7 protein-coding genes are annotated in these 8,542 nt (G+C 72.1%); 6 read left to right on the top strand and 1 reads right to left on the bottom strand.

Features of this window, described 5'->3' with window-relative positions:
- From ACWGKU_RS10185 to ACWGKU_RS10170, 4 genes are all read left to right on the top strand, one after another.
- Positions 1-1,287 (top strand): alpha/beta hydrolase (locus tag ACWGKU_RS10185; RefSeq protein ID WP_452191399.1); only part of this gene is annotated, 1,287 nt, incomplete at its 5' end.
- 61 nt (positions 1,288-1,348) lie between these two features.
- On the top strand, positions 1,349-3,028 hold the full coding sequence (locus tag ACWGKU_RS10180; protein ID WP_452180390.1) for a serine/threonine-protein kinase: 1,680 nt from the start codon (positions 1,349-1,351) through the stop codon (positions 3,026-3,028).
- 566 nt (positions 3,029-3,594) lie between these two features.
- Entirely contained in the window at positions 3,595-3,759 is a 165-nt protein-coding gene (locus ACWGKU_RS10175) for a hypothetical protein (protein ID WP_401053353.1), read from the top strand.
- A gap of 52 nt (positions 3,760-3,811) precedes the next feature.
- Positions 3,812-5,047, top strand: a complete 1,236-nt coding sequence (locus tag ACWGKU_RS10170) for an SPFH domain-containing protein (RefSeq protein ID WP_401053352.1) — start codon at positions 3,812-3,814, stop codon at positions 5,045-5,047.
- A gap of 556 nt (positions 5,048-5,603) precedes the next feature.
- Here ACWGKU_RS10170 and ACWGKU_RS10165 read toward each other — a convergent pair.
- Entirely contained in the window at positions 5,604-5,831 is a 228-nt protein-coding gene (locus ACWGKU_RS10165) for a hypothetical protein (RefSeq protein WP_209415310.1), read from the bottom strand.
- A 503-nt stretch (positions 5,832-6,334) separates the two neighbouring features.
- Here ACWGKU_RS10165 and ACWGKU_RS10160 point away from each other — a divergent pair.
- Both ACWGKU_RS10160 and ACWGKU_RS10155 read left to right on the top strand, forming a co-directional pair.
- Positions 6,335-6,538 carry a cold-shock protein gene (locus ACWGKU_RS10160; protein ID WP_030918248.1) on the top strand — a complete coding sequence of 68 codons (204 nt, stop codon included), beginning with the start codon at positions 6,335-6,337 and terminating at the stop codon, positions 6,536-6,538.
- Between the two features lie 365 nt (positions 6,539-6,903).
- Positions 6,904-8,427, top strand: coding sequence for a DEAD/DEAH box helicase (locus tag ACWGKU_RS10155; protein WP_452180389.1), 1,524 nt, complete (start codon positions 6,904-6,906; stop codon positions 8,425-8,427).
- Positions 8,428-8,542: the final 115 nt, after the last annotated feature.

Raw genomic sequence — 8,542 nt, 5'->3', positions numbered from 1 at the left:
GGGGTGCTCTACAACTTCTCGGCGGCCCCCCCTCCCCCAACCCCGGCCGGGCCCCCCCCCGCATACCACAGCGTCGCCTCCCCCCGGGGGGGGGGGGCCGCCCCCCCCCCCCCCCTCGACTGCGGCTCCTCCGACTCCGCCGACCAGGACCAGCCCGAATCCGACTCCGCCTCGACGAGTGCGTATCCGAAGACCGGTGCCGAACGCAGCGCCGCGCTCGCGGACGCCGAGAAGCAGGTCGCCTCCTGCAAGGCCCGCAGCGGAGCCATCCTGCCGCACGTCGGGACACTGGACGCGGCCCGCGACATGGACGTGCTGCGCGCGGCCCTCGGCGACGAGAAGCTCAGCTACCTCGGCTGGTCCTACGGCACCTACCTCGGCACCGTCTACGGCGAACTGTTCCCGCACCGGGTCCGCGCGCTCGTCCTCGACGGCGCCGTCGACCCCTCACTCGACTGGTCCGAGGCCGCCCTCCAGCAGGGCAAAGCCTTCCGGAAGTCGGTGGACGACTACGCTCAGAAGTGCGCCACCGCGGTCCACGACGCCTGCCCCGCCACCACCCCGGACGGCATCCACAAGGTGATCACCGACCTGCACCGGCGGACGGCCAAGCACCCGCTGCGTATCAAGGGCACCACCGAGCGGCTCGACCAGAACATGCTGCTCGCCGCCCTCACCAAGTCGATGTACTCACCCGAGTCCCAGTGGCAGGACCTGTCCGAGGCGCTGCGCGCCGCGCGGGGCGGCGACGGGACGAAACTCGCCGAGATCGCCAGCCCCGGTATATCCGGCAAATCCACCACGCACGTCCGGTCCGCCCGGGGCGACAGCTCCGACACCGGATCCGACCCGAACACCGCCCCGGAGCAGGCCCCCGGCAACTCCTCCGTCGCCATCACCGCCGTCAACTGCCTCGACCAGCCACACCCGAGGGACCCGCAGCCCTACTGGGACCTGCTGGAGCGCGCCAACCAGGAGGCCGGAGTGTTCGGCACCTCCGCCGTGCTCGCCGAACTCACCTGCAAGGACTGGCCCGCCGGGCGGCAGCAGCCGCACCGCGTGAACGCCGAAGGCCTGCCCCCGGCCCTGGTCGTCGGCACCACCGGCGACCCGGCCACGCCCTACCAGTGGTCGCAGGGCCTCGCCGCCCAACTGCCCGGCGGCATGCTGCTCACCTACAAGGGGTCCGGCCACACCGCCTACGGCCGCGGCAACGCCTGCGTCACCAATGCCGTGGACGCCTACCTCATCGACCTCAAGCCGGTTCCGAGCGGGACGACCTGCTGAACGGCCGCGACTCCCGTCGCGTCGCCCCCGCTCACCGCTCGCACCACTGGAGACCTTCCACGTGCCCATCGACATGTCCCTGGACTCCTTGCCCGCGTCAACACTCTTCCAGCCCCTGCAGCCCGACGACCCGGCCGAAGTGGGCGGCTACCGGCTGCACGCCCGGCTCGGAGCAGGCGGCATGGGGCGGGTCTATCTGTCCTGCACACCCGGTGGACGGCCGGTGGCCCTCAAGACGGTCCGGCCGGAGTTCGCGCAGGACACGGAGTTCCGGTGGCGCTTCGCCCAGGAGGTCACCAACGCCCGGCGGATCCATGGGCTGTACACCGCCCAGGTGATCGACTCCGGCGCGGACGACGACGTGCCCTGGCTGGCCACCGTGTACGTTCCGGGCCCGTCGCTGCAACAGGTGGTCCGGGAACACGGTGCGCTACCGGTGCGCACGGTCCTGCTGTTGGTAGGCGGGATCGCGGAGGCGCTGCAGGCGATCCACGGCGCCGCGGTGGTGCACCGGGATCTCAAGCCCGCCAACGTGCTGCTCGCGGCCGACGGTCCGCGCGTGATCGACTTCGGCATCGCCCGCGCGGCCGACGCCGTCGCGCTGACCGGCACCGGTTTCCGGATCGGTTCGCCCGCCTTCATGGCGCCCGAGCAGGCCCTGGGCCAGCCGGCCACGCCCGCGACGGACGTCTTCGCGCTGGGCTCGCTGGCGGCGTACACCGCCGGCGGCACCCAGCCGTTCGGCGAGGGACCGGAGACCACGGTGCTGTACCGGGTGGTGAACGAGCAGCCGGATCTCGGCCGTGTCCCGGGCGACCTGCACGCGCTGCTGCTGCGCTGCCTGGCCAAGCAGCCCGAAGACCGGCCGACCCCCGCCGAGATCATCGAGGCCGCCCGCAACCACCCCGCTGCGGGCGGCGGGCTGCGCTTCGCCGACGACTGGCTGCCCGCTCGGGTCAGCACCGACATCACCCGCCGCTCCGACCTGCCGCAGGACTTGGCCACCGCGTTCTCCCCCGACGTCGTCGCCGTCCAGGCCCCGCCCGGCTCCGACGGCGCTGCGCAGCCCCTGCCCGAGGTGCCGACCGCTCTGCTTCCGCCCCCACTGCCGACCGTCGCCGCTCCCGCGACACCCGCGGTGGGCAAGCCCTGCCGCAAGGACGCGACCTGGAAGACGGTACTGCTGCTGTCGGCGTTGGTGGTGGCTCTCGGCGGCACGGTCGGCGGCGTGCTCCTGTCCCACAAGCTCGACCGGATCCTCGCAGCCACGGGATCGGCCGGTGACAGCCCGACGGCCGGTGACACCGGCCCGGACACGCCGGCACCGGCGGCCGACGGCCCGAGGCCGTCCGACCCGGCGAGCCCGGCCACGTACACCGCGGCGTACACCGATGCAATCCTGACCGCACCCGACGACTCCTACGACTTCGACATCGAGACCGGCAAGTTGATCCCCGCGCAGTCCACCGAGTGGTCCGTAGGGCACAACGCCAACGAGTTCCTGATCCCGACGGGAAGCGACGCCGCCGTCACCCCCAGCGGCCGGCCCACCCCGACCGATTGCTCGACGGCCATCGACCGGCATCCGGCGACGGCCCTCGACTTCAGTGACCTGCTGGCCGGCCGAGCCTTCTGTGTGCGATCGAGAAGCACTCACGCCATAGCGATCGTGCGGGTCATCTCCGTGACCGGCAACGGCCCGGTGAAGGTCTCGATGGACCACTACCGCAGCGACGGCTGACCTCCGCTCCCATCCGGCGGCCGTCGCTGGAGCATGAGCCGCGAACGCGGCGGGCGTGTGCGGTGAGGAGTCTCCCGTCCATCTGCCCCGCCCACAGCTCCTCGACCCCGAACGGACGGCGCTCGTAGCCGGCGGCGAGGCGCACCAGGTGCGGGCCACAGCACGCGCGCAGCAGCCGCTCGCCGCCTTGACGACGGTGTCGACGTCATCCGGGCGGCCTGGAAATCCGCCGATCCGGGCGGTTGGTGGCCCAGCCTCCGAGCCGGGTCCGGTCGGCGCCGGGTCGGGACTCCCGGGCCGGAGATCCGAGCCGGGTACCCGGGAAACGCCTCCCTGCTGCGGCCGGAGTACCGTGGGAGGGGTCGGGGTGGTCGCGCGGCGCGCGCTGCTCGCAGGCATTCTGCCGAAGGACTCGACCGGGGGCCCGGTGCCTCCAGGAGGGGTGCCGCCCGTGGCCGTTCGTGTTCCGGCCGCCCACTGCGCCGTGGTGCCGCACGGCACGAGGTGTCATGTGCGCGGCTGATGACTCCCAGCAGAGCCCGGTCGGAGCTGTCGGGAGGGTGACGGTGCCGATCCCGACGGACGGGCCGGGCGAGGTGCTGGTCGGCTTGCGCGGCGGGTCGGAGGCGTTCGCGGCTTGGTCCGCCGGGCCGATCGCGGTCAACACTCGGGTGGTCGTGGTCGACACGATCTCCGCCCGGTCGGTGCTGGTCGAGCCGCTGCCGCCCTGAGTCCGGGGGTCCCGCGGCCCTCGTCAATCTGTTGCAGGTCAGGTGGTTCGTCATGTTGTTCTGGCACGTGCCCGCGCCCAACGAGGCCATGCTCATCTCCGGCTCCAAGCGACAGTCGCAGGACACCCAGTTCCGGATCGTCACGGGCCACGGGAGCTTCGTCGTTCCCGTCAAGCAGAAGGCCCGCATGCTGTCCCTGGCCCTGCAGGAGTCGGAGATCGCCGAGGACTGTGTCACCCAGCAGGGAATCCGGCTCACCGTCCGCGCGGTTTGTGTCTTCAAGGTCGGCGATGACGCCGTGTCGATCGCCAACGCCGCCCGGCGCTTCCTGTCCGAGCAGAACCAGATGCAGGAACTGGTCGGACGGATCTTCGCGGGCCACCTACGCTCCATCGTCGGGGGGCTGACGGTGGAGCAGATCATCCGGGAGCGCAGCCGGGTCGCCCAGGAGGTCATGGCAGGCAGTCACGGCGAGATGGAGAAGCTCGGCATCGTGGTGGACGCCCTGCAGATCCAGGAGATCGAGGACACCACCGGCTACATCGACAACCTCGCCGCGCCGCACGCGGCGGCGGTGGCCAGTCAGGCCCGGATCGCCCAGGCCAGGGCCGACCAGGAGGCGAGCGAACGGGAGCAGCAGGCCGCCGCGCTCAAGGCCGAGTACGAGCGGGACACCGCGATCAAGCGGGCCGGCTTCCTCGCGGAGACCGAGCAGTCCAGGGCGCGCGCCGCCCAGGCCGGGCCGCTCGCCGAGGCACGAGCCACCCAGGAGGTCACCGAGGAACAGACCGCCCTCGCGCAGCGCAATGCGGCGCTCACGGCGCAGCGGCTGGAGGCGGAGGTGCGGCGCCCGGCCGACGCCGAGGCCTACCGGAAGCGGACGCTGGCCGAGGCGGACCGCGACCGGGTGAAGTTCGAGGCCGACGCCGGCGCCTACACGGAACGGACCCTGGCCCAGGCCCAGGCGGACGCCAACGCCGCCCGCGCGGCGTCGCTGCGGGACGGCAACCAGGAGCTGATCGCGGCCAACCGGATCGTGGAGGCCCTCCCCACACTCGCCGACGCGGCGGCCCGGGGCTTGGCGGGCGCCGATCTGACCGTCCTGAACGGCACCGACGGGGTGAACCAGATCGCGGCCGGCATCGCCAGCCAGGGGCTGGCCATCCTACGATCCCTCCAGCACTCCGCGGCGCCCTCAGTGACCTCGACGGCTTCGACGACCGGCGCATCGGCCGCCGACCCGAACGTCAACGGCCGCTCCACGCCCCGGCTCCCCGACCGGAGCTGACCCGGACACTCCGCCGCGAGAGTCGTCGAGGCCGGCTCGCAGTGAGCCGGCCAGCTGGGCACGGTCAGCGCGGCCGCCCCGATGCCCGCTCCGATGCCCGCCCCGATGACGGTCTGTTCGTCGACGCGGTGAGGAAGTCCACGATGAGGCGACCGAGCATGCGTGTGGATATAGGCCGGGCGACGCCGGGCGTCCGGCTTTCGCGCGGCGGGCAGAACGGGGGCGCCACCGAGCGGTGGCGCCCCCGTTCGCCTGCGGTCGGGGCACAGACCGAAGCAGTGACGGTGGGTCCGGGCGGGAAGCCGGCTGCGTCGTCCATGATGATGCCGGCCTGGTGGACCTGCGGGACGATCACCCCGGCCTGCGCGGGGGCGGACAAGAGGAGCGCGGCGCCGAGCTGCTGTTGCGAGCGGCCGCTCTGGCGTACTACGCCCACGACCTCGGCCAGATAAGGCAGTTGGCCGAAGCGGCACTGCGGCAGGGCTTCGACCCGCGGGCCGCACTGCTGCTCGGCACCGCCCTGGGCGAGCTCGGCCGCGAACGCGTGAGTCCTGGGTCAGAGTTTGAACATGGCGGCGTAGGGCTGGGTGATGCGTTCCCGCCGCGATCCGAAGTCGACGAGTACCGCGATGTCGCTGTCGCCTTCCACGCCGATGGCCCGGCCGAGGCCGTACTGGTCGTGAGTGACGCGGTCGCCGACGGCGAAGTGCTTGCGCGGTGCTTCGATCCGGGCCTTGAAGGGGCTGGTGGGCAGGACGCGGCGGACTGCTGCAGATTTCGTCATTCCCTGCAGTATGCGCCGGAAATTGCGGGAGCGGGTCCTTCCGGTGCATTTCATTTCGGAGTTCGACAGGAATGTCGCGTGCGCTGTCCAACGGGCCCCCGGATGGCGCCGGCGGGCGTGGCGCCTCGCTGTTCGCGGCCAGGGCAGGCGCTCCGCGCCCGCTTCGGCCGCCCTCCCCTCCCTGGCGTCGGCGGCGCCGACAGGGCGGGAGGCATGCTCAACGAGGCTGCTCTCCATGTGTGTTGATGGTCCCGGTGCCTCGCGATCGGCGGCCCCGGGGAGGGGCCTCGCGGAACCGGGGGTGAAATATCCGCCCGTGGCGGGCTGGGGCCTGCTAGAGTCGTTGTAGTTGCAGTAGTGGTTCCCATGAACTTTGTGTGCGCCTGCTGATGTATCGCAGGCGCCTTTTTGTTTCCCGGCTCTTCCCCGGGTGGGTGCTCATCGCGGCGACTCGAAGCGCGCGCTGTGCGTGCTTCGGACAGCCCCTTGAAGGAGATTTCTTTATGGCTAATGGCACTGTGAAGTGGTTCAACGCGGAAAAGGGCTTCGGCTTCATCGAGCAGGAGGGTGGCGGTCCTGACGTGTTCGCCCACTACTCGAACATCAACGCCAATGGCTTCCGCGAGCTGCTCGAGGGCCAGAAGGTCGAGTTCGACGTCACGCAGGGCCAGAAGGGCCCGCAGGCCGAGAACATTCGTCCGCTGTAGTTTCTGCCACGGCACCCGCCTGGTAGCGAGGGGCCCGCACCGCGTACATGATGCCCGGTGCGGGCCCCTCGGCATTGCTCCACCACGCATTCCCCGGCCGTTCAGGCCCCCTGGCTCCGCCACCGGCGGCCATCCCCACGCGAGACGCCCGGCGCCGCGTCCGGATCGGCGCCCTGCCGTGACATCCCACGGTTCGAGGATCTTCGCTCCCGCCCTCCGCGGTGAGCGTCGACCTGAGGTGACGTGCCGCACGGTTTCACCGTCCACGCCCCGCTCTTCACGCTTCGGCCCGTTCCTTGCGGCTTCCTGCCGGCGCCTCGCGCTGCGGAGCCTCCTTGCGACGTGCCGTCCCAGGAAGGTTTCGCATGAACCGCTCCAGTCGCTCCTCGTACCAGAACGCCTCCTCCCGCTCCTCGGCCTCCTCCCGCTCCGGCGGCAGCACCTTCTACGGTGACCGGCCCTCCGGGGGCCGGAGCTCCCGTCAGGGCTCCTCCGCTCAGGGCGAGTTCGCGATGCCGGTGAGCACCACCCCGGCACTCCCGGCCGTCGAGGCGTTCGCCGAACTGGACATGCCCAAGGCCCTGCTGTCGGTGCTGACCCGGCAGGGTGTCACGGCGCCGTTCCCGATCCAGGCCGCGACGCTGCCGAACTCGCTGGCCGGCCGTGACGTCCTCGGACGTGGCCGTACCGGCTCCGGCAAGACCATCGCGTTCGGTCTCGCCGTGCTGGCCAGGACCGCCGGGCAGAAGGCCGAGCCGCGCCGGCCGCTGGCCCTGGTGCTGGTTCCCACCCGTGAGCTCGCGCAGCAGGTCACCGATGCCCTCACCCCGTTCGCCCACGCGGTTCGGCTGCGGATGGCGACGGTGGTGGGCGGAATGTCGATCGGCCGCCAGACGCAGGCGCTGAACCGGGGTGCGGAGGTCGTGGTGGCCACCCCCGGCCGGCTCAAGGACCTGATCCAGCGGGGCGACTGCCAGCTGGACGGGGTCGGCATCACGGTGCTCGACGAGGCCGACCAGATGGCCGACATGGGCTTCCTGCCGCAGGTCACCGAACTCCTCGCCCAGGTCGCCGAGGGCTGCCAGACGATGCTGTTCTCCGCGACCCTGGACCGCAACGTCGACCGCCTGGTGCGGCGCTTCCTGAAGGATCCGGTCACGCACTCGGTTGACCCGTCGGCGGGTGCGGTCAGCACCATGGAGCACCACGTGCTGCACGTGCAGAACTTCGACAAGAACGCCACGATCGCCCACATCGCCTCCCGTGACGGCGGGGTGATCATGTTCATCGACACCAAGCACGGCGCGGACCGCCTGGTGGAGGACCTCCTCGCGAACGGGGTGAAGGCCGCGGCCCTGCACGGCGGCAAGTCCCAGCCCCAGCGCACCCGCACCCTGGAGCAGTTCCGCAACGGCCAGGTCACCGCGCTGATCGCGACCAACGTCGCCGCGCGCGGCATCCACGTCGACGGGCTCGACCTGGTCGTCAACCTGGACCCGCCCAGCGACCACAAGGACTACCTGCACCGCGGCGGGCGCACCGCCCGCGCGGGGGAGTCCGGCACCGTCGTCACGCTGGTGCTGCCCAACCAGCGCCGCGAGATGGCCCGCATGATGACCACGGCCGCCATCACCCCCGTCACCACCCGGGTCAGCGCCGGCGACGAGGAACTGGCCCGCATCACCGGCGCCCGCGTGCCCACCGGTATCCCCACGGTGATCGCCGCCCCCGTCGTCGAACGCCCCCGCCGCAGCGCGTCCACGAGCCGCGGCCGCCGCAGCCGCCCCGCCTACGCGGGAGCCGACGCCCGCGCAACCGCCACGGGCCGCGACAACCAGGGCTCCTCCGGCCGCCGCCGGGCACCCCGCCGCGTCGCCCTCTCCGCCTAGCGCGTACGTGGGGGCCCGGACTGCCGCCGCAGTCCGGGCCCCCCCCCCACACCCACCCGGGCGCCGGATGGGCCCCCACCGGAGCCCCCCCCCGCCGGGACACACCCCCGGCCCT

The organism is Kitasatospora sp. NPDC054768, from assembly GCF_053612025.1.
The sequence above is the reverse complement of the archived record's forward strand: the minus strand, read 5'-3'. Positions and strand labels throughout refer to the sequence as shown.